We start from the raw sequence: 19,024 nt of genomic DNA, 5'->3' as shown, positions 1-19,024 counted from the left end.
GGGGTCCGGGGACGCCCCGGGAAACGGAGAAAGGGCGGGGCGGGGAGAGACCCCTCCGGGCCGCCGCCCGGCCTCACGGCCCCCGGCCGGCGCTGCTGAGCCCCCGCACCCCGGCCCGTAACACGCGACCGCCCCCCGCGTAACACCCCGCCCGCACCCTGGCCCGTATGCACAGCACCCAGGGAGCCATCCCCACCCACTGCCCCTACTGCGCCCTGCAGTGCGGCATGAACCTGCGCCCCGCCGACGGCACGGTCGCGGTCGAGGAGCGGGCCGGCTTCCCCGTGAACCGGGGCGCCCTGTGCGGCAAGGGCCGCACCGCACCCGCCGTGCTCTCCTCCCGCGTCCGCCTCACCGAGCCGCTCGTCCGTACCGGCCCCGGCGGCCCCCTCGCCCCGGCCACCTGGGACGAGGCCCTCGACGCCGTCGCCGCCGGCCTCGCCCGGACCCGCCGCGCGCACGGCCCCGACGCCGTCGGCGTCTTCGGCGGCGGCGGCCTCACCAACGAGAAGGCTTACGCCCTAGGCAAGTTCGCCCGCATCGCCCTCGGCACCTCCCAGATCGACTACAACGGCCGCTTCTGCATGTCCTCCTCCGCCGCCGCCCACCAGCGCGCCTTCGGCCTCGACCGCGGTCTGCCCTTCCCCCTGGAGGACATCCCGCGCACGGGCTGCGTGATCCTCGTGGGCTCCAACCCCGCCGAGACCATGCCCCCCGCCCTGCGCTACCTCACCGAACTCAAGGCGAACGGCGGCACCCTCGTCGTCGTCGACCCCCGCCGCACCCGCACCGCCGAGCTCGCCGACCTCCACCTGGCCCCGCGCCCCGGCACCGACCTCGCCCTGGCCCTCGGCCTGCTGCACCTCGTCGTCGCCGAGGGCCGCACCGACGCGGAGTTCATCGCCGCCCGCACCACCGGCTGGGAGGACACCCGGGCCGCCGCGATGGCCCACTGGCCCGAGCTCGTCGAGCGGATCACCGGCGTCCCCGTACCCCGACTGCGCCGCGCCGTCGAGCTGTTCTGCGCCCCCGAAGCCGCCATGGTGCTCACCGCCCGCGGCCCCGAACAGCAGGCCAAGGGCACCGACACCGTCGGCGCCTGGATCAACCTCTGCCTCGCCACCGGCCGGGCCGGACGCCCCCTCTCCGGCTACGGCTGCCTCACCGGCCAGGGCAACGGCCAGGGCGGCCGCGAACACGGCCAGAAGGCCGACCAGCTCCCCGGCTACCGCAGGCTCACCGACCCGGCCGCCCGGGAACACGTCGCCCGGGTCTGGGGCGTCGCACCCGAGACCCTGCCCGGCCCCGGCCGCAGCGCCTACGAACTCCTCGACGCCCTCGGCACCGACGTGAAGGCCCTCCTCCTCATGGGCTCCAACCCGGTCGTCTCCGCCCCCCGCGCCGCCCACGTCGAGGAACGCGTCCGCTCCCTGGACTTCCTCGCCGTCGCCGACGTGGTCCTCTCCGAGACCGCCGCCCTCGCCGACGTGGTCCTGCCCGTCACCCAGTGGGCGGAGGAGACCGGCACCACCACCAACCTGGAGGGCCGCGTCCTGCTGCGCCGCCGGGCGCTCACCCCGCCGCCCGGCGTCCGCGGCGACCTGGAGGTCCTGCACGGGCTCGCCGCCCGCCTCGGACTGGAGAAGGGTTTCCCCACCGACCCCGAGGAGGTCTTCGCCGAACTGCGCCGCGCCTCGGAGGGCGGCCCGGCCGACTACTCCGGCATCTCCTACGACCGCATCGCCGCCGAACAGGGCGTCTTCTGGCCCTGCCCCGAGGGCTCCCCGGGGACGCCCCGGCTCTTCCTGGACCGCTTCGCCACCGAGGACGGCCGCGCCCGCTTCGCGCCCGTCACCCACCGCGAGGCCGCCGAGACCCCCGACGCCGCGTACCCGCTGCTGCTCACCACCGGCCGGGTCGTCGCCCAGTACCAGTCCGGTGCCCAGACCCGCCGCGTGCCCGAGCTCAACGACGCCGCCCCCGGCCCGTTCGTGGAGCTCCACCCGCGCCTCGCCGCCCGCCTCGGGGTGGCCGACGGCACCCCCCTGGCCGTCACCTCGCGGCGCGGACGGGCGGTGGCCCCCGCCCGGATCACCGACGCCATCAGGGCGGACACCGTGTTCATGCCCTTCCACTGGTACGGGGAGGGCCGCGCCAACACCCTCACCAACCCGGCCCTGGACCCCGTATCCCGGATGCCGGAGTTCAAGGTCTGCGCGGTCCGGGTGGAGCCCGCGTGACACACCCCGGCGGACCATCTCTTGCCGCACTCTTGGGTCCCGCTTTGGGGAGCCTCACAGCTGCCGCAACTAGCGTTCCGCGCATGTCATCTCGACCCGCGAACACCCTCCCCGTGCTGCCCTACCGCAAGCCCACCCGCGGCCGCGACTACTGGGTGCTGGACGACGTCCTGCCCGACGTGGACGCCGTACGGGAACGCTGCCTCGCCAAGGACGACTGGGTCCAGGGCGCCCCGCACAAGCCCGAGCCGTGGCCCGGCCTGCGCGCCATGCCCGCCCTGGAACCGGCCGAACTCGCCCACGTGGAGAAGCTCGTGCGGCAGGCCACGGGGGCGAAGCGGATCTGGGCCGAGGACCCCGCCGGAGCCGGCACCTTCAACCACAACTGCGTCCAGGTCGTCGGCGAGGGAGAGTGCGAGTCCCGGCCGCACACCGACTCCCGCACCCTGTGCCGCTACGCCGCCGTGCTCTACCTGACGCCCGGCCTCCCCAAGGACTGCGGCACCAGCTTCCACCGCCAGAGCCTCCCCGGCGGAGTCCTCGGCGGCAACCAGGTCCTCGCCCCGCACAACAACCTCGTCGACGCCCTGGGCACCCGCTTCGTCCCCGAGGACTCCTTCACCGAGGACCTCCGCGTCCCCCACCGCTACAACCGCCTCCTGCTGTACTCCGCCAACCTGATCCACAGCGCCACCGGTTACTGGGGCACCACCCTGGAGGACAAGCGGATGACGGCCGTCTTCTTCTGGATGGCCTGACGGGACTCCCTGCACGGGCCCGGCACGGGCGGCCCCCGATCGTCTCGGACATGAGTCCGATCCGCATCGGGGTTGCCGCCGGGGGGTAACCATCCGGTCACGCAGCGGGCTCAGAAAGTGCCCGCACGCCCCTCGTGGCGGCGACGTGCCGTACCCCACACTGAGGTGCGGTGCCACCGTCCTCGGAGCCCCTGGAGGTCGCCCCCGTGCAGACCCGGACCCTGACCGTGAACGTGAGCCACCCCGCCGGCCCCTTCCGTGCCGACGACGCCGCAACCGCGGAGGCCGAGGCCGAGGCCGTGGACGAAACCGCAGACGCCGCCGCACGCGAAGCCGCGGAGCACCCCGAGGACGACGAACCCGAAGTGCTCGAACTCATCGAGCAGCCGCCCCCGCAGCCCGCCCGCGGACAGGCCGGCCCCGCCGCGGGCGGCCCCTCCGCCGACCTCTTCCGCCAGTACCTGCGCGAGATAGGCAGGATCCCGCTCCTCACCGCCGCCGAGGAGGTCGAACTCGCCCGGCGGGTGGAAGCGGGACTGTTCGCCGAGGAGCGGCTCGCCGGCGCCACCGACCTCGACTCCCAGCTCGCCGTCGACCTCGACAAACTCGTCGTCATGGGCCGCATGGCCAAACGCCGGCTCATCGAGTCCAACCTGCGGCTCGTCGTCTCCGTCGCCAAACGCTACGTCGGCCGCGGCCTGACCATGCTCGACCTCGTCCAGGAGGGGAACCTCGGCCTGATCCGGGCCGTCGAGAAGTTCGACTACGCGCGCGGCTACAAGTTCTCCACCTACGCCACCTGGTGGATCCGCCAGGCGATGTCACGGGCCCTCGCCGACCAGGCCCGCACCATCCGCGTCCCCGTCCACGTCGTCGAGCTCATCAACCGCGTCGTCCGCGTTCAGCGCCGCATGCTCCAGGAACGCGGCTACGAACCCACCGCCGAAGAGGTCGCCGTCCACCTGGAACTGACCCCCGAACGGGTCCTGGAGGTCCTGCGCCTCGCCCAGGAACCGGTCTCCCTCCACGCACCCGTCGGCGAGGAGGAGGACGTCGCCCTCGGCGACCTCATCGAGGACGGCGACGCCGCCTCCCCCATGGAGTCCGCCGCCTTCTTCCTGCTGCGCGAACACCTCGAAGCGGTCCTGTCGACCCTCGGCGAACGCGAACGCAAGGTCGTCCAGCTCCGCTACGGGCTCGCCGACGGCCGGCCGCGCACCCTGGAGGAGATCGGCCGGATCTTCGGCGTCACCCGGGAGCGGATCCGCCAGATCGAGTCCAAGACCCTCGCCAAGCTCCGCGACCACGCCTTCGCCGACCAGCTGCGCGGCTACCTCGACTGACCGGCGCCGCGGGAAGCCCGCCCGGGCACGGGAAGGGGGCGCCCCGAAGGACGCCCCCACCCGCTCGCGCGCGCTCGCCGGTCAGTCGACCTCGGCGACCGCCTGCGCGAACTGCGCCGCGTACAGCCGCGCGTAGGCGCCGTCCGCGGCCAGCAGCTCCTCGTGCGAGCCCTGCTCCACGATCGAGCCGTTCTCCATCACCAGGATCACGTCCGCGTCCCGGATCGTGGAGAGCCGGTGCGCGATCACGAAGGACGTACGGCCGTGCGCCAGGCGCGCCATCGCCTTCTGGATCAGCACCTCGGTACGGGTGTCCACCGAGCTCGTCGCCTCGTCGAGGACCAGGATCACCGGGTCCGACAGGAACGCCCGGGCGATGGTGATCAGCTGCTTCTCGCCCGCGCTGACGCCCGCGCCCTCGTCGTCGAGCACCGTGTCGTAGCCGTCGGGCAGCGTACGGACGAAGCGGTCCGCGTGGGCCGCCCGCGCGGCCTCCTCGATCTCCGCGCGCGTGACCTCGCGCGCGGCGCCGTACGCGATGTTCTCCGCGATGGTCCCGCCGAACAGCCAGGTGTCCTGGAGGACCATGCCGATCCCCGAGCGCAGCTCCTCGCGGGTCATCTTCGCGATGTCCACCCCGTCGAGGGCGATCTCGCCGCCGGTGACCTCGTAGAACCGCATCAGCAGGTTGACCAGCGTGGTCTTGCCCGCGCCCGTCGGGCCGACGATCGCGACCGTCTGACCCGGCTCGACGCGCAGCGACAGGTTCTCGATCAGCGGCTTGTCCGGCTCGTAGCGGAAGGCCACCTTGTCCAGGACGACCTGCCCGCGAAGCTGCTCCGGACGCTCCGGAACCTCCGCGTCCGGCTCCTGCTCGGGCGCGTCCATCAACTCGTACACCCGCTCCGCCGAGGCGACACCGGACTGCACCAGGTTCGCCATCGAGGCCACCTGCGTCAGCGGCATCGAGAACTGGCGCGAGTACTGGATGAAGGCCTGCACGTCACCGATCGACAGGGTGCCCGAGGCCACCCGCAGACCGCCGACGACCGCCACCAGCACGTAGTTGATGTTCGAGATGAAGAACATCACCGGCTGCATGATGCCGCTGACCAGCTGCGCCTTGAACGAGGCCCGGTACAGCTCCTCGTTCTGCCGGGCGAAGACCTCCGCCGACTCCTTCTGCCGCCCGAAGACCTTCACCAGCGCGTGGCCGGAGTACATCTCCTCGATGTGGGCGTTCAGCGCACCCGTGCTCTTCCACTGCGCCACGAACTGCGGCTGCGACTTCTTGCCGATCTTCGCCGCGACCACCATGGCGAGCGGCACGGTCGCCAGCGCGACCAGCGCCAGCAGCGGCGAGATCCAGAACATCATCGCCAGCACGCCGACGATCGTCAGCAGCGAGTTCATCAGCTGACCCAGCGTCTGCTGGAGCGTCTGCCCGATGTTGTCGATGTCGTTCGTCGCCCGGCTCAGCACCTCGCCGCGCTTCTGCTGGTCGAAGTAGGACAGCGGCAGCCGCGACAGCTTCGCCTGGAGCTCCTCGCGCATCCGGTACACCATGCCGTTCTGCACGAGGTTCGACAGCCTCGTCGCGACCAGCATCAGCAGCGCCGCCATCACGAAGACCGCCAGCGCCCACAGCGCCACGACCCCGACGGCACCGAAGTCGATGCCCTCGCCCGGCGTGAAGTCGGTGCTCGCCAGCATGTCCGCCATGCCGCCGTGCCCCTGGGACCGCAGCCCCTCCAGCGCCTGCTCCTTGGTCAGGCCCTCCGGCATCTCCCGGCCCACGAGGCCCGCGAACACCAGGTCCGTGGCCTCGCCGAGGATCTTCGGCCCGACCACCGAACAGCCGACGCTGCCGACCACGGCCGCGACCATGCCCCACAGCTTCGCCTTGTCCCGCGCCAGCTGGCCCAGCAGCCGTTTGCCCGACCCCTTGAAGTCCATGGACCTCTGGGGCGAGCCCGTCATCATGCGTCCTCCGGGCCCGCTCATGCGGCCTCCGCCTCCGTCAGCTGGGAGAGCACGATCTCCCGGTAGGTCTCGTTGCCGTCCATCAGCTCGTGGTGGCGGCCCTCGCCGACCACCCGGCCCTCGTCGAGGACGATGATCCGGTCGGCGTCGCGGATCGTGGACACCCGCTGGGCGACGATGACGACCGTCGCCTCCTCCGTCTCGCGCGCCAGCGCCGCGCGCAGCGCCGCGTCCGTCGCGTAGTCCAGGGCCGAGAAGGAGTCGTCGAACAGGTAGATCTCCGGACGCTGCACCAGCGTGCGGGCGATCGCCAGGCGCTGGCGCTGGCCACCGGAGACGTTGGTGCCGCCCTGCGTGATGGGCGCCTCCAGGCCGCCCTCCAGCGCGGAGACGAACTCCTTCGCCTGGGCCACCTCCAGCGCCTGCCACAGCTCCTCGTCGGTCGCGTCGGGGCGCCCGTACCGCAGGTTCGACGCCACGGTCCCGGAGAACAGGTACGGCTTCTGCGGGACCATGCCGACCGTCCGGGCCAGCAGCTGCGGGTCCAGCCGGCGCACGTCCTCCCCGTCGACGAGGACCTCGCCGCCGGTCGCGTCGAACAGCCGGGGCACCAGCCCCAGCAGCGTGGACTTCCCGCTGCCCGTGGAGCCGATCACCGCCGTGGTCTCACCGGGGCGGGCCACCAGGTCCACCCCGCGCAGCACCGGCGCCTCGGCGCCCGGATAGTGGAAGTCGGCACCGCGCAGCTCCAACTGCCCGCGCAGAGACACGGTGCGCACCGGGTCCGCCGGCGGGACCACGCTCGACTCGGTGTCCAGGACCTCCTGGATGCGCTCCGCGCAGACCTCGGCGCGCGGCACCATCATGAACATGAACGTGGCCATCATCACGGCCATCACGATCTGCATCAGGTACGCGAGGAAGGCCGTCAGCTGGCCGATCTCCATCTCCCGGCCGTCCACGCGCATCGCGCCGAACCAGATGACGGCGACGCTGGAGATGTTCACGACCAGGATGACCACGGGGAACATCAGCGCGAGCAGCCGGCCCGAGGCCAGCGAGACCCCGGTCAGCTCGGAGTTGGCCCCGCGGAAACGCTCCTCCTCGTAGCCGTCGCGGACGAACGCGCGGATCACACGGTTGCCCGTGATCTGCTCGCGCAGCACGCGGTTGACCACGTCCAGGCGCTGCTGCATCAGGCGGAACAGCGGACGCGTCTTCCAGACGATCGCGCCGACCGAGATGCCCAGCACCGGGACCACGGCGAGCAGGACGCCCGACAGCTTCACGTCCAGGGAGAGCGCCATGGCAATGCCGCCGACGCACATGATCGGCGCCGAGACCATCAGCGTGAAGGTCAGCAGCGCCAGCATCTGCACCTGCTGGACGTCGTTGGTCGTACGGGTGATCAGCGACGGCGCGCCGAACTGCCCCAGTTCGCGGGCGGAGAAGCTCTGCACCCGGTCGAAGACGGCGGCGCGCAGGTCCCGGCCCAGCGCGGCGGCGGTCCGCGCACCGAAGTAGACGGCCCCGACGTTGCAGACGAGCTGGACGAGCGAGACACCGAGCATCAGCGCGCCGAAGCGCAGGATGTAACCCGTGTCACCGTTGACGACACCCTTGTCGATGATGTCGGCGTTGAGCGTGGGCAGGTAGAGGCTCGCACTGGTCTGCAGCAGTTGCAGCAGCACCAGTGCGGCGATGGGTTTCCGGTGCGGACGCAGGTACGTCCGCAGAAGTCGTATGAGCACGCGCAGGCTCCGGTAGCAAAGATCGAGGGGGTTCACTCCATCTTGTGCCAAGCGCAGGCCTGATCCCTACCGCTTTTCGCAAAACCGGGTCAAAAGGAGGAGGCCGCTTCATGCCAAGGTCCCCTTGCTGCCAGCATGCGCGGCCGCAAGGGGTTGCGCACGGGGCCCGCGCCCTGCCCCCGCGCCTCAGAACGCGCCCGGGTGCAGCTGCTCCCGGGTGGCGACGTACTGCTGGCGCACCGCCTGCCAGGCCGCGAACTCCTCGCCCGGCTCGAAGACCTGCGCGGCGGGAGCCGGCCACAGCGGGGGCGTGTGCGGGGCCAGCGTGCCCTGCTGCACCCCCAGCGCCCACGCCGCCTGACGGGCCGCGCCCAGCGCCGCGTAGTCCGCCGGGGCGGGCACGACGATCTGGGTGCCGAACAGCCCCGGAGCGGCGGCCTGTACGGCGGGCAGCTCGGCCGCGGCGCCCAGCAGGAACACCCGCCGGATCCCCACGCCCCGGTGGCGCAGCACGTCGAGGGCGTCCACCAGGCCGCACAGCATCCCCTCGAACGCGGCCCGCGCCAGGTGCTCCGGCTTCATCGAGTCCCGGCGCAGCCCGGACAGGGTCCCGGCGGTGTGCGGCAGGTGCGGGGTGCGCTCCCCCTCCAGGTACGGCAGGAGCACGAGCCCGTGTGCACCGGGCGTCGACTTGAGCGCGAGCGCGCTGAGCCCCTCCAGGTCGGTGCCCAGCATGTCGGCGGTGCCGCGCAGGGTCCGTACGGCGTTGGAGGTGTTCACCACCGGCAGGTGCATGCCGCCGGCGTCGGCGAGGGAGGTGATCAGGCCGCCCGGCTCCGTGAGGGCCTCGTGGTGCACGGCCATCACCGAACCGGAGGCCCCCAGCGAGACCACCGCGTCCCCGGGACCCAGGCCCAGCCCGAGCACGGCGGCGGTGGTCTCCCCGGTCCCGGCGGAGATCAGCAGCCCCTCCGGGGTCATCCCGGCCGCGTCGCACGGGCCGAGCACCTCGGGCAGCAGCGCCTGGTGCCCGAGCGCCAGCTCGACCAGGTCCGGGCGGTACGAGCCGGTGGCCGCCGACCAGTACCCCGTCCCGGAGGCGTCGGCCCGGTCGGTGGTGCGGCGGGCGGGCCGGCCCAGCAGCTGCCAGACCAGCCAGTCGTGCGGGGACATCAGCACCGCGACCCGGCGCGCGGCCTCGGGGTCGGTACGGGCCAGCCAGGCGAGCTTCACGATCGGCTGCGCGGGGTGCGGGACGCAGCCCACGGCCGCCGTCCAGGCGGCCTTGCCGCCGAGCGCCTCGACCAGCTCTGCCGCGGCGACCTGCCCGCGCCGGTCGTTGCCGACCAGGGCGGGCCCGACCGGGCCGCCCTGTGCGTCCAGCGCCAGCAGGCCGCGCCGCGCGGAGACCCCGATGGCCTGGACGCCCTCCAGCAGCCCGCCGCCGGCGGCCTCGCCGAGGGAGAGCAGCCAGGCCTGAGGATCGCTCTCGTGGGGGACCGTCTCGCCCGCCGACTGCGGATGGGGTGCGTAGCCCTGGCGCAGTACGGCGCCCGTGTCCGTGTCGCAGACGACGATGCGAGTGAAGGCGGAAGAGCTGTCCAGCCCGGCGACTATCCCCATGCGGAGAATTCTGCCCCACGGTCCGGCCTTCCCAGGAGGGTCAGGTGTTGCTGGTTCCCCACTCGTCGTCGTACCCCTGCCCCCGTTCCCGCAGGCCGGGCACCCGCCGGGCCACGGAGGCCGGGAGCGCGCCGCCGACCTTGTCGCCGACCGCGGTGAACGCCTTCCCCGCGAACGCCCGTCCGTTCTGCCCGGCCGTCTCGGCGGCGTTGCGCACCACCGGGTTCTGCGCGACCCGCCGCGCGGACTTCTTCATCGCCTCGTACCGCTCGCGTCCCGCGGCCGTTCCCACCACGTACCCGAGGGCCATCCCGGCGAGGAACGTGACCTTGTACCGCATGCCTGCCACCCTTCGTCGTGTCGGTGCCCGGCCGGCTGGCGATACCGATTGGCGGAGCACCCCCCTGCTTGCGCTAATCTATGACTCGCAACGGGCACTCGCCCCCCGGCAAGGCCGGAGGTGGGCTGTTCGTGGCACCGCAGCAATCCCCTGTAGCTCAATTGGCAGAGCAGCCGGCTGTTAACCGGCAGGTTACTGGTTCGAGTCCAGTCGGGGGAGCTCGGTCCCCTGTAGCTCAATTGGCAGAGCAGCCGGCTGTTAACCGGCAGGTTACTGGTTCGAGTCCAGTCGGGGGAGCAGGAAGGGAAGAGGGCCCGGTCGGGTCCTCTTTCTTTTTGCCCCGAACCGGGAACCGGGCAGCTCTCAGCGCGGTCTCACTGAACAGGCGAAGCCGATCATGCGGGGCATCCGAAGCAGGAGATCGTATGAGCGGCTATGCTGCGGCAGACGGCGCGCACACGTGTACGCGCCACGCCGTGAAGGGGCGGTAGCTCAGCCGGTTAGAGCAGCGGACTCATAATCCGTCGGCCGTGGGTTCGAGTCCCACCCGCCCCACCGCACCCCAGGCCAGAAGAAACGTTTCAGGCCTGGGGTTCTTCCCTTCCCGCCGCCATGACGGCGGGCGCAAAACGCATGGCCCCCTCGCGTCGGGCTGCCCTAAGGTGGCCGACGACCAAGATCAGTGGAGCCGGTTTCCGAGGCTCCTCCTGCAGGGGGATTCGCTCATCATGCGCAAGCTCATAGCAGCGGCGGCGGTTTCGTCCGCCATCGTCCTCAGCCTCTCCACGGCCGCGCCGGCCGGTGCCGCCGAGGGCACCGATGACGTCGGCGCGGTGGAGATCGCCGAGGAACTCACGCCCGCCGACACCTCGGCGGAGGGGTCCATCCTCGGCGAGGAAGGTCCCGACGGCGTCACGACCAGTCAGCCGCAGGGGCTTCCGAGCGCCGGTGTCTTCTACACCAACGGCGACAACGTCCACATCTCCAGCACGGCTCCGGCCGCGGCCTCCGGCCATGGCTGGTGGGTCAAGATCAGCGGACCGGGCACCAAGGCCAAGGTCACCATCGAGCTCCAGGCCCTGGACTACCGGGACAACCGCTGGAAGACCGTCGCCACCGGCAGCAAGACCGTGTACCCGGGCACCGGCAGCGCCAACCGTGCCGCCGCGCGCAAGGTCTGCACCAACCGGCTGATGCAGGTGAAGTGGCGCAGCGTCATCGACGTGGACATCATCGGGGTCAACGACTCGCCGGAGAAGGCCGTCACCAAGACCCAGACCCTCTGGTGCGGCGCCTTCTGACACCCGGACGGGGCGCTCGCGCCGCGGACCGCGGGGGCCGCGGCCGGGCGCCCCGGGCCCACCCGCCGCACTGAACCCGGGGCGGCGCCCGACTCCGCGGAGCCGGGCACCGCTGGGCCGGGTCCCAGACCACTGAGGAGACCGCCGTGCCGGAAGCGTCCCTGCCCGCCCCCATGGCCATGGGCGTTCACGGCCTGCTGGACCCGCACCCCTGGGTGAATCCTGAGCTCGACGACGTCTTCGCCCTCACGGTCAGACGGACCGTCGCCTACGGCTGGAGCTCCTTCCACGCCGCCGGACCGCAGGGCGGGCGCTGGGACCACAACGACGCGGGCGGCACCCTGCGCCAGGACGGCCGGGAGCCGCGGGTGCGCCAGCTGGCCTGGATGCGGGTCGACGTCTGCGACGCGCCGCGCGGGCAGCGCCTGCCGGTCCTCCCCATGGCCGCGGTGCTGGGCGACGCCCTGCACCGGACGGGCCGGCTCAGCTTCACCGGGCTGCACACCGTGGCCCCCCTCTACGCGGCGCCCGACAGCCGCGCCGACCTGGCGGTGGCCGCCGAGTGGTTCGCCCTCGCCGATCCCGCGGCGTCCTTCGCGTTCACCGTCGAGGTCTCCGCCGCCGAGAGCGCCGGTCTGCCACGCCGCATGCCCGAGATCCTCGACGCCGCACGCGAAGGCGCCCACGGGCAGGTCGCCGTCGAGCCGCTGGGGGAGCTGTCCGGCTCCGGCCCCCTCGCGCCGGGCCTGGGGGAGTCGCCGGCCGGTGAGCCGGCACCGGCCGGCCTGCGGTCCGGGTGGTCCTTCCGCTGCGCCGCCCGCGAGTGGTCCCTGGACTCGGCGGCCTGGGTCACCGAGATCTTCGCCGACGCGCTGCGCGCGACGGGTACCACCCAGCCGGCGCTCATCACGGTGTCGAAGCCCCTGTAGCCGAGGCGGGGGCCACGGGTGCTCGGACCGGCACCCGCGGCCGCGCGGCCGCGGGGGCCTAGAACTTCTCCGTTTCCTCCACCAGGTGCCGCAGGACGTCCGCCAGGTCGTGGCGGCGTGCGAAGGCGGCGCGCTGCCGGGCCGCGCCCGAACCGTCGCGCAACAGCCCGCCCAGGGTGCGTGCCGCGTGGTCCAGGTCGCCGGCGGCGGCCAGGTCCGGGGCCACCAGGTCGAGCAGGGCCTCCGCCAGATCGGCCGCAGGGAGCTCGGCGCCCGTGTACGGGTCCAACCCGAAGCCCTCCAGGCCGTCGTGCGCCGCCCGCCAGCGGGCCAGGCGCAGGACCTCGTCCCGTACGGGACGGTCGGGCCGCTGCTCCTCGATGTCGCGCAGCGCCGAGGAGACCAGGGCGCGGCCCAGCTCGGCCTGGAGCACGGCCGTGTCGATGTCCGGGGACATGTCGGGCGCACGGATTTCGAGCGTCGGCCAGTTCCCGGAGGGACGGAGGTCCCAGTAGACCATCTTGGTGTCCAGGGCGGCCCCGGAGCCGAGCAGGGTCTGCACCGAGCGGCGGAAGTGGGCCGTGGACGGGAAGTGCGGGGGCGGCCCCGCCGAGGGCCAGCCGGCCCAGGCCATCGCCCGCCAGCTGGAGTGGCCGGTGTCACGGCCGCCCCAGAAGGGCGAGTTGGCGGCCAGCGCGATCAGCGTGGGCAGCCAGGGACGGACCCGGTTCGACACCGCCACCGCCGTGTCCACGTCGAGGGTGCCGATGTGGATGTGGCGGCCGCAGCTGACCAGGGTGTCGGTCAGCGCGCCGAACCGGCGGTGCTGCTCGCGCTGGCGCGGCTCGTCGTCGGTCAGGTGCAGCGGCCCGTCGACGGCCACGACGGGCGAGGGGGCGGCCAGCAGCCGACAGCCGTGCTCACGGGCCGCCGCCGCGAGGGTCCGTCGCAGGGCGGCGAGCTCCTCGCGCAAGGTGATCGCCGAGTCGGCGACCGGGGTGGAGATCTCCACCTGGTACCGGGTGCCCTCCGGGTGCAGTTGCTGGGGGAGCCCGGCGGCGGTGGCGAGGACGAGCGGTGCGGCCGGGACCACCCGTAGGGTGCGGTCGTCGACGAGCAGGAACTCCTCCTCGACCCCCACCGTGAGGGGGGTGGTGACACCGCTCACGGTGCGCGGGCCGTGGCCCGCGGGGCCGGTGTCACTGGTGCTCGTGGTGCTGTTGCCAGGATCGATCACTACGCCTCCCTGGACATACGAGTCTTTCATCATGAGCCGAACAGGAGGCGCGGAGGCAAGGCCGATCCGGTCAAATGTCGGGTGATAATGGCGAGTTAGCGGCAAGACCGACCGCGTTCTGAAACCCCCGGTCCGGGTGGGTCGGGCGGTGCGGGTGTGCGGTCGCGCGTTGCGCGCGTGTGATTCCCGTATGAACGCCCTCCGGACTCCAGGAGCTTCCGAGAACGGTCCGGTTACCATCCCGTGTGACCGGTACCGCCTCCCCGCCCCGACCCAAGCGGCGCATACTCGCCGACCTGACCCCGCTGCGCACCTCCGCCCACTACCGGCGGCTGTGGGTGGGCGGCACCATCTCCTGGATGGGCCAGGCGATGACGGCCCTGGCCATCTCCCTCCAGGTGTACGAGATCACCGGCTCCAGCTTCTCCGTCGGGCTGGTCGGTCTCTTCTCGCTCGTCCCGCTCGTCGCCTTCGGCCTCTACGGCGGCGCCATCGCGGACACCGTGGACCGGCGCAAGCTCGGCCTCCACAGCCAGATCGGGCTCACGCTGCTGTCCTGCGGCCTGGCCGCCGCGGCGCTCCTCGACTACCACCGGGTCTGGCTCCTCTACACGGTCGTCGCCCTCCAGGCCGTCTGCGGGGCGCTGAACGGGCCGGCCCGCTCGGCCATGATCCCCAAGCTGCTGCCGCCCGAGCAGCTGCCCGCCGCGAACGCCCTGGGCTCCGTGACGATGACCTCCGGGACCATGCTGGGCCCGGTCCTGGGCGGGCTCATCGTCGGCTGGTGGGGCTACCAGGCGGCGTACCTGATCGACGTGGTGACGTTCGTCGCCGCCCTGTACGCCATGTGGCGGCTGCCCGCGATGCTGCCGGAGGGCAGGAAGGGGAGGGCCTCGGTGATGGACGGGCTGCGCTTCCTCGGCACCACGCCCAACATCCGGATGACCTTCTTCTCCGACATGGCCGCGATGATCTTCGCCCAGCCGAAGGCGCTGTTCCCGGCCATCGCCGTCCTCTGGTACGGGGGCGACGCCAAGACCGTCGGCCTGCTGGTCGCCGCCCCGGCCGTGGGCGCCCTGCTCGGCGGACTGTTCTCCGGCTGGCAGGGGCGGATCCGGCGGCACGGGCTGGCGATCCTGCTGTCCGTCGCGGGATGGGGGCTGGCCATCGCCGTCTTCGGTCTGACCCGCAACCTCTGGCTGGGACTGTTCTTCCTCGCGCTGGCCGGCTGTGCCGACACCATCTCCATGGTGTTCCGCTCCACGATGATGCAGACCGCGACCCCGGACGGGATGCGGGGCCGGCTCCAGGGCGTGTTCATCGTGGTCGTCGCGGGCGGGCCGCGGCTCGGGGACTTCCTGGCCGGCACCGTGGGCGACCTCGCCTCCCCGACCGTGGCCGTCACGGGCGGCGGGCTGGCGTGCGTGGTGGTGCTGGGGCTGCTGGCGGCGCGGTGGCGGTCCTTCGCCCGCTACGACTCGCGGTCGCCGGAGGCGTAGCGGGGGAGGGGCGCGGGGGCGCGGCGGGAGGGACCGGGGGCCTTGTGAACGGGAGCCCGCGGTTTCGTTGCGGTGTCGTGGCCCCTCTTCCGTCTTCTTTCGAATAGGCATATGACGGTTCGGCGGGCCCGCACGCCCCACAGCGCACCCAGCCGAACCAGGAGGAAGGCCAGCATGCGCCTTCGCACGCTCGTCACCACTGCGGTGGCCACCGCCGCGCTCTCAGCGGCGCTCGTCCCCGCGGCCGGCGCCGCCCCCCAGGACCGGGAGGGCGACCGGGCCTGCTCCCCGTACATGTCCGTCGCCGGGTTCTCCGACTCGTTGGACAAGGCACAGCTCGACGGGAAGCCCGTCGGCGGGATATCCGGGCTCGCCCTCGACCGGGACGGGACGGTCGCGGCGGTCTCCGACGAGTCGGCGCTGTACCGGTTGGAGGTGGCGGGAGGGGACACCCCCGCCGCCACGGCCACCGCGCGGCTGCCGCTCACCGACGGCGCGGGGAAGGTCCTCGACTCGGAGGCGGTGGTCGTCGACCGCGACGGCACCTACCTCGTCACCGACGAGACCGCCCCCGCCGTCCGCCGCTACGACCGGACCGGCCGCGTCCTCGCGACCCTGCCCGTCCCGCCCGCGTTCCGCATCGCACCCGAGGGCCGGGCCACGGCCAACCAGACCTTCGAGTCGCTCACCCTCCTGCCCGGCGGTCACACCCTGGTCGCGGCCCTGGAGGGCCCCCTGGCCGGGGACGGCAAGGACGCGCGGGGGCGCACCCTCCAGCGGATCCAGACCTGGGAACGGCGCCGGGACGGGGAGTTCGTCCTGGGCCGCCAGTACGCGTACCCCGTCGACGCGGGCCACGGCATCGCCGAGCTCGCAGCGACCCGGGACGGGCGGCTGATCGTCCTGGAACGGGGCTTCACCCGCGAGTTCAAGATCACCGCCCGGCTGTACGCGGCCGACCCGCTGGGCCCGAGCGACACCTCGAAGACCGGGACGCTGACGGAGGGCCCGGGGCTGCGGCCCGCGCGCAAGACCGCGATCGGCGACTTCGACGCCTGCCCTACGCTGGGCGCCCCCTCGAAGCTCCCCCAGAACCACCCCCTGGTCGACAACATCGAGGGCATGACCGTCCTCGGCCACGACGGCGCGGGCCGCGTCCGGCTGCTGCTGGTCAGCGACGACAACGAACTCCCCCAGCAGATCACCCGGCTGTACCGGGTGGACGTACGGCTCCCGGCGCGGCGGCCGTAGGGACGCGGGCTCCTACGGACCGCCGCCCTGCGCGTCACACCTCGCGGACTCCGGAGGCGGGGCGGGCGGGGTCCGTGGGGTGGGCGGGGCCGCCGAGGTCGAGGCGCCAGTCGTTGCTGCGCATCAGGGTGCCGCTGCCCGCCGGGTACTCGAAGTCGCAGGCGCCGAGGAGGGTGAAGCCGAGCCGGTTGCAGAGGGCGTTCGAGGGAGCGTTCCCGACCGAGGGGAAGGCGTGCAGACCGCGGGGGCTGCCGGGCCGGCGAGCGATCTCGCGCACGACGGCGATCAGCGCGGCACCGGCCGCGGCGGCCACGCCCCGGCCCTGGTGGGCGGGCAGGACGTTCCAGCCCGTCTCGAAGATCTCCTCACCCCGCCAGTCGCGACGGTGGTAGGCGATGCTGCCGGCCGGCTCCCCGCCCAGCAGGACGGCGAACATGCAGCCCCGCCCGGACTCCGGCAGGGCGAGGTAGCGGCGGTGCCGGGCGAGCAGCTGCTCCTCCGATTCGGGGCCGCCGACGTGGTGGCGCATCTGCGGGGTGTTGATCTGCCGCAGGAGGCTCAGCGAGGGCTCCGACCACGGTTCGAGTCGCATGTCCATGCGGCGCATCCTGGCAGGGCGCCGGGCGGTCGGGCACCCGATTTCCGGGCGGGACGGCACGGCTCCTGCGGCCCGGCCGTGTCGGGTACCGCTGGTCGGGCGCGGGCGCGGGCGCGGGCGCGGGCTAAGGCTGCGCGCCCACGATGCCCCGGGCCACGCCGAGGTCGACCAGGTCCTGGGGGCGGATGCGGAGTTGGTCCGCCGTGGCGGGGGCTTCCTCGGCCGGGCGCTTGAGGATGGCCGCCGCCAGCTCGGGGGCGATGACCGAGAAGTAGCCGTCCGGGGTCACCCAGGTGTTCCCGGGCGCGGCCAGGGCGAGCGCCCCGCCCGAGCCGCCCTCGCCGATCAGCAGAGTCGTCACCGGGACGGTGGCCGCCGCGACCGCCGCGAAGCAGTCCGCGATGGCCGGTCCGGCGCCCGCCTGCTCGGCGGCGGCGTCGTTGGCCGCGCCGGGGGTGTCCACCAGGGTGAGCACCGGGACGCCGAGCCGGTCCGCGAGACGGATCACGCGGGCGGCCGTACGGTAGCCCGCCGGGCGGATGGCGGTGCCGCACTGCGCGGCGTACGCCACCGCCCGGCCCTCCCGCAGCCCGAACCCGCACAGCATCCCGGCGTCGAAGGCCCCGGCCCGGTCCCCGCGCAGCGGCAGCCGCAGCTCGAAGTACGCGTCCAGGTACGCCTCCGCGCGGGGGCGCCCGGGGCGCCGGGCCTGGAGGACGGCGTCCCATCCGGTCAGCGGGGGCGTGACGCCGCCCAGCGCGGCCGGGGGCTCGACCGGAACGGCGGCGCGGGGCGCGGCCAGCACCCGCAGCCAGTCCCCGACCGCCGTGGGCAGCTCCGCCGCGGGGACGACGGCGTCGACGTGCCCGGCCCCGTACTGGCCCTCGGCGGTGTAGGCCCCCGGATCGGCGTCGGCGGGCCGCACCCGGGACCCGGCGAAGCCGACCTGTGCCCCAGGCAGCGCCAGCACCACGTCGGCCCCCGCCCCGAGGGTGGCCCACCCGCCGCCGGTGGTGGGGTCGCGCAGCACCGCGATCTGGGGGATCCCGGCGGCCCGGGTCAGCACGCACTGGCGGGCCACCCGCTGCAACTGCGCCAGCGCGAGCATCCCCTCCTGCATGCGGGAGCCGCCGGTGGCGATCAGGGAGACCAGCGGCAGGCGGCGCTCGCGGGCGTGCGCGTACGCGGCCTCCAGCCGGTCACCGGTGCGCCGGCCGAGGCTGCCGCCGAGGAACCCGAACTCGAAGGAGACGAGCGCGGCTTCGCGGCCCCCGATGCGGCCGGTCCCGATCACCACGGACTCCAGCTCCCCGGTCCGCGCGGTGGCCCGCGCCCGCGAGGCGTCGTACCCGGCCCACCCGAGCGGCCCGTCGTCGTCGGGGTACTCCGCGCACGGCGCGGGCAACTCCTCGAAGCTCCCGGGGTCGGTGAGGGCGGCGATGGCGGCACGGGCCGAGAGACGGGTCGTCACGCGGCCAGGGTAGGCGCTGGGGACGGGGTACGGCGGCTCATGGCGGGGGCCCGCCACCGCCTCCGAGTGGGTGGCGGTCTCCCACCGGCCGGGAACGCCCCGCCGATCGGCGGCCAGGCGGCCGGGACCTCCCCGGGCGGTCTCAGGGAAGGGTTGGGGCTTTCCCGCCAGTCCCACTGTCCTTCCGGTTCGGGCCGCCCTGTCAAGGGCGCTCCTTCGTCGCGTCGCTCCGCGATGGCCTCCGGCCACCCTTGACAGGCCGTCCCGCCCCGGAAAGACAAGGACTGCCGGGAAACCCCCAAAGGAACGGGACGGTCCTTCCTTGGACCTGCGGCCGGATCAGGGACGAGGCGAGGTCGTCGGGGGCCGGTAGACCATGCATCCGGGCCGCCCTGCCTGCCCTTCGGGGCGGCCCTCCGCGCCAGATCGCTACGCGCTCCTCCCGTCTCGGCGTCCAGCGGCCGTCTGGGGTCGCGACCCGCACGGGAGGACGAAGAGATCGTCATCCGGGACGGTCGGGCGCCTCAGATCGCTACGCGCTCCTCGAATTCCGGCGTCCCACCCCCGTCTGGGGCCGGTCCCCGCGCCAGAGGACGACGAGACCGTCATCCGGGTGCTCCGGCGCCGCAGATCGCTACGCGCTCCTCTTTCTCCGGCGTCCAGCGGCGATCGTGGGCTGGGATGCCCTGCTACTCGTCGT

General features: G+C 73.3%; 14 protein-coding genes and 3 tRNA genes. 10 read left to right on the top strand and 7 right to left on the bottom strand.

What is annotated here, in order from left to right; all coding sequences use genetic code 11:
• The first annotated feature begins 167 nt into the window (after nt 1-167).
• The 3 genes from WDV06_RS10095 to WDV06_RS10085 all read left to right on the top strand — a co-directional run bounded on the left by WDV06_RS10095 (nt 168) and on the right by WDV06_RS10085 (nt 4,341).
• A complete protein-coding gene (locus tag WDV06_RS10095; protein WP_395509298.1) occupies nt 168-2,240 on the top strand; it encodes a molybdopterin oxidoreductase family protein in 2,073 nt (690 codons plus the stop codon).
• 83 nt (nt 2,241-2,323) lie between these two features.
• A complete protein-coding gene (locus WDV06_RS10090; RefSeq protein ID WP_395509297.1) occupies nt 2,324-2,998 on the top strand; it encodes a DUF6445 family protein in 675 nt (224 codons plus the stop codon).
• 170 nt (nt 2,999-3,168) lie between these two features.
• Entirely contained in the window at nt 3,169-4,341 is a 1,173-nt protein-coding gene (locus WDV06_RS10085) for an RNA polymerase sigma factor (RefSeq protein WP_395509296.1), read from the top strand.
• A gap of 81 nt (nt 4,342-4,422) precedes the next feature.
• Here WDV06_RS10085 and WDV06_RS10080 read toward each other — a convergent pair whose 3' ends face one another.
• The 4 genes from WDV06_RS10080 to WDV06_RS10065 all read right to left on the bottom strand — a co-directional run bounded on the left by WDV06_RS10080 (nt 4,423) and on the right by WDV06_RS10065 (nt 10,038).
• The gene (locus tag WDV06_RS10080; protein ID WP_395509295.1) at nt 4,423-6,345 is read right to left on the bottom strand and encodes an ABC transporter ATP-binding protein; all 1,923 of its coding nucleotides are present in this window, start codon (nt 6,343-6,345) and stop codon (nt 4,423-4,425) included.
• Nucleotides 6,342-8,075, bottom strand: coding sequence for an ABC transporter ATP-binding protein (locus tag WDV06_RS10075; protein WP_395509294.1), 1,734 nt, complete (start codon nt 8,073-8,075; stop codon nt 6,342-6,344). The genes WDV06_RS10080 and WDV06_RS10075 overlap by 4 nt, the downstream gene beginning before the upstream one ends.
• A gap of 186 nt (nt 8,076-8,261) precedes the next feature.
• Nucleotides 8,262-9,698 (bottom strand): xylulokinase, encoded by a 1,437-nt coding sequence (locus WDV06_RS10070; protein WP_395509293.1) that lies wholly within the window; start codon nt 9,696-9,698, stop codon nt 8,262-8,264.
• Between the two features lie 40 nt (nt 9,699-9,738).
• Nucleotides 9,739-10,038 (bottom strand): YtxH domain-containing protein, encoded by a 300-nt coding sequence (locus WDV06_RS10065; RefSeq protein WP_395509292.1) that lies wholly within the window; start codon nt 10,036-10,038, stop codon nt 9,739-9,741.
• A gap of 146 nt (nt 10,039-10,184) precedes the next feature.
• Between WDV06_RS10065 and WDV06_RS10060 the strand changes: the two genes are divergently transcribed.
• From WDV06_RS10060 to WDV06_RS10040, 5 genes are all read left to right on the top strand, one after another.
• A tRNA-Asn gene (locus WDV06_RS10060) sits at nt 10,185-10,257 on the top strand.
• Nucleotides 10,258-10,262: 5 nt separating this feature from the next.
• Nucleotides 10,263-10,335 (top strand) — tRNA-Asn (locus tag WDV06_RS10055).
• 184 nt (nt 10,336-10,519) lie between these two features.
• Nucleotides 10,520-10,593: transfer RNA gene (locus WDV06_RS10050), tRNA-Ile, on the top strand.
• A 173-nt stretch (nt 10,594-10,766) separates the two neighbouring features.
• Nucleotides 10,767-11,339, top strand: coding sequence for a hypothetical protein (locus WDV06_RS10045; protein ID WP_395509291.1), 573 nt, complete (start codon nt 10,767-10,769; stop codon nt 11,337-11,339).
• A 146-nt stretch (nt 11,340-11,485) separates the two neighbouring features.
• On the top strand, nt 11,486-12,268 hold the full coding sequence (locus tag WDV06_RS10040; protein ID WP_395509290.1) for a hypothetical protein: 783 nt from the start codon (nt 11,486-11,488) through the stop codon (nt 12,266-12,268).
• 58 nt (nt 12,269-12,326) lie between these two features.
• On the opposite strand, the gene WDV06_RS10035 is transcribed toward WDV06_RS10040, so the two are convergent.
• Nucleotides 12,327-13,505 carry a carboxylate-amine ligase gene (locus WDV06_RS10035; RefSeq protein ID WP_395509289.1) on the bottom strand — a complete coding sequence of 393 codons (1,179 nt, stop codon included), beginning with the start codon at nt 13,503-13,505 and terminating at the stop codon, nt 12,327-12,329.
• A gap of 245 nt (nt 13,506-13,750) precedes the next feature.
• Between WDV06_RS10035 and WDV06_RS10030 the strand changes: the two genes are divergently transcribed.
• Complete coding sequence (locus WDV06_RS10030) at nt 13,751-15,004, top strand: MFS transporter (protein WP_395509288.1); 1,254 nt, start codon at nt 13,751-13,753, stop codon at nt 15,002-15,004.
• A 174-nt stretch (nt 15,005-15,178) separates the two neighbouring features.
• A complete protein-coding gene (locus tag WDV06_RS10025) occupies nt 15,179-16,255 on the top strand; it encodes an esterase-like activity of phytase family protein (protein WP_395509287.1) in 1,077 nt (358 codons plus the stop codon).
• Between the two features lie 34 nt (nt 16,256-16,289).
• Here WDV06_RS10025 and WDV06_RS10020 read toward each other — a convergent pair whose 3' ends face one another.
• Entirely contained in the window at nt 16,290-16,853 is a 564-nt protein-coding gene (locus WDV06_RS10020) for a GNAT family N-acetyltransferase (RefSeq protein WP_395509286.1), read from the bottom strand.
• Between the two features lie 124 nt (nt 16,854-16,977).
• Nucleotides 16,978-18,324 carry a carboxyl transferase domain-containing protein gene (locus WDV06_RS10015; RefSeq protein WP_395509285.1) on the bottom strand — a complete coding sequence of 449 codons (1,347 nt, stop codon included), beginning with the start codon at nt 18,322-18,324 and terminating at the stop codon, nt 16,978-16,980.
• Nucleotides 18,325-19,024 lie beyond the last annotated feature (700 nt).

This window comes from Streptomyces racemochromogenes, from assembly GCF_044129415.1.
Classification (GTDB): domain Bacteria; phylum Actinomycetota; class Actinomycetes; order Streptomycetales; family Streptomycetaceae; genus Streptomyces; species Streptomyces racemochromogenes_A.
Note: the sequence above shows the minus strand (reverse complement) of the source record. Positions and strands in the feature narration are given on the sequence as shown.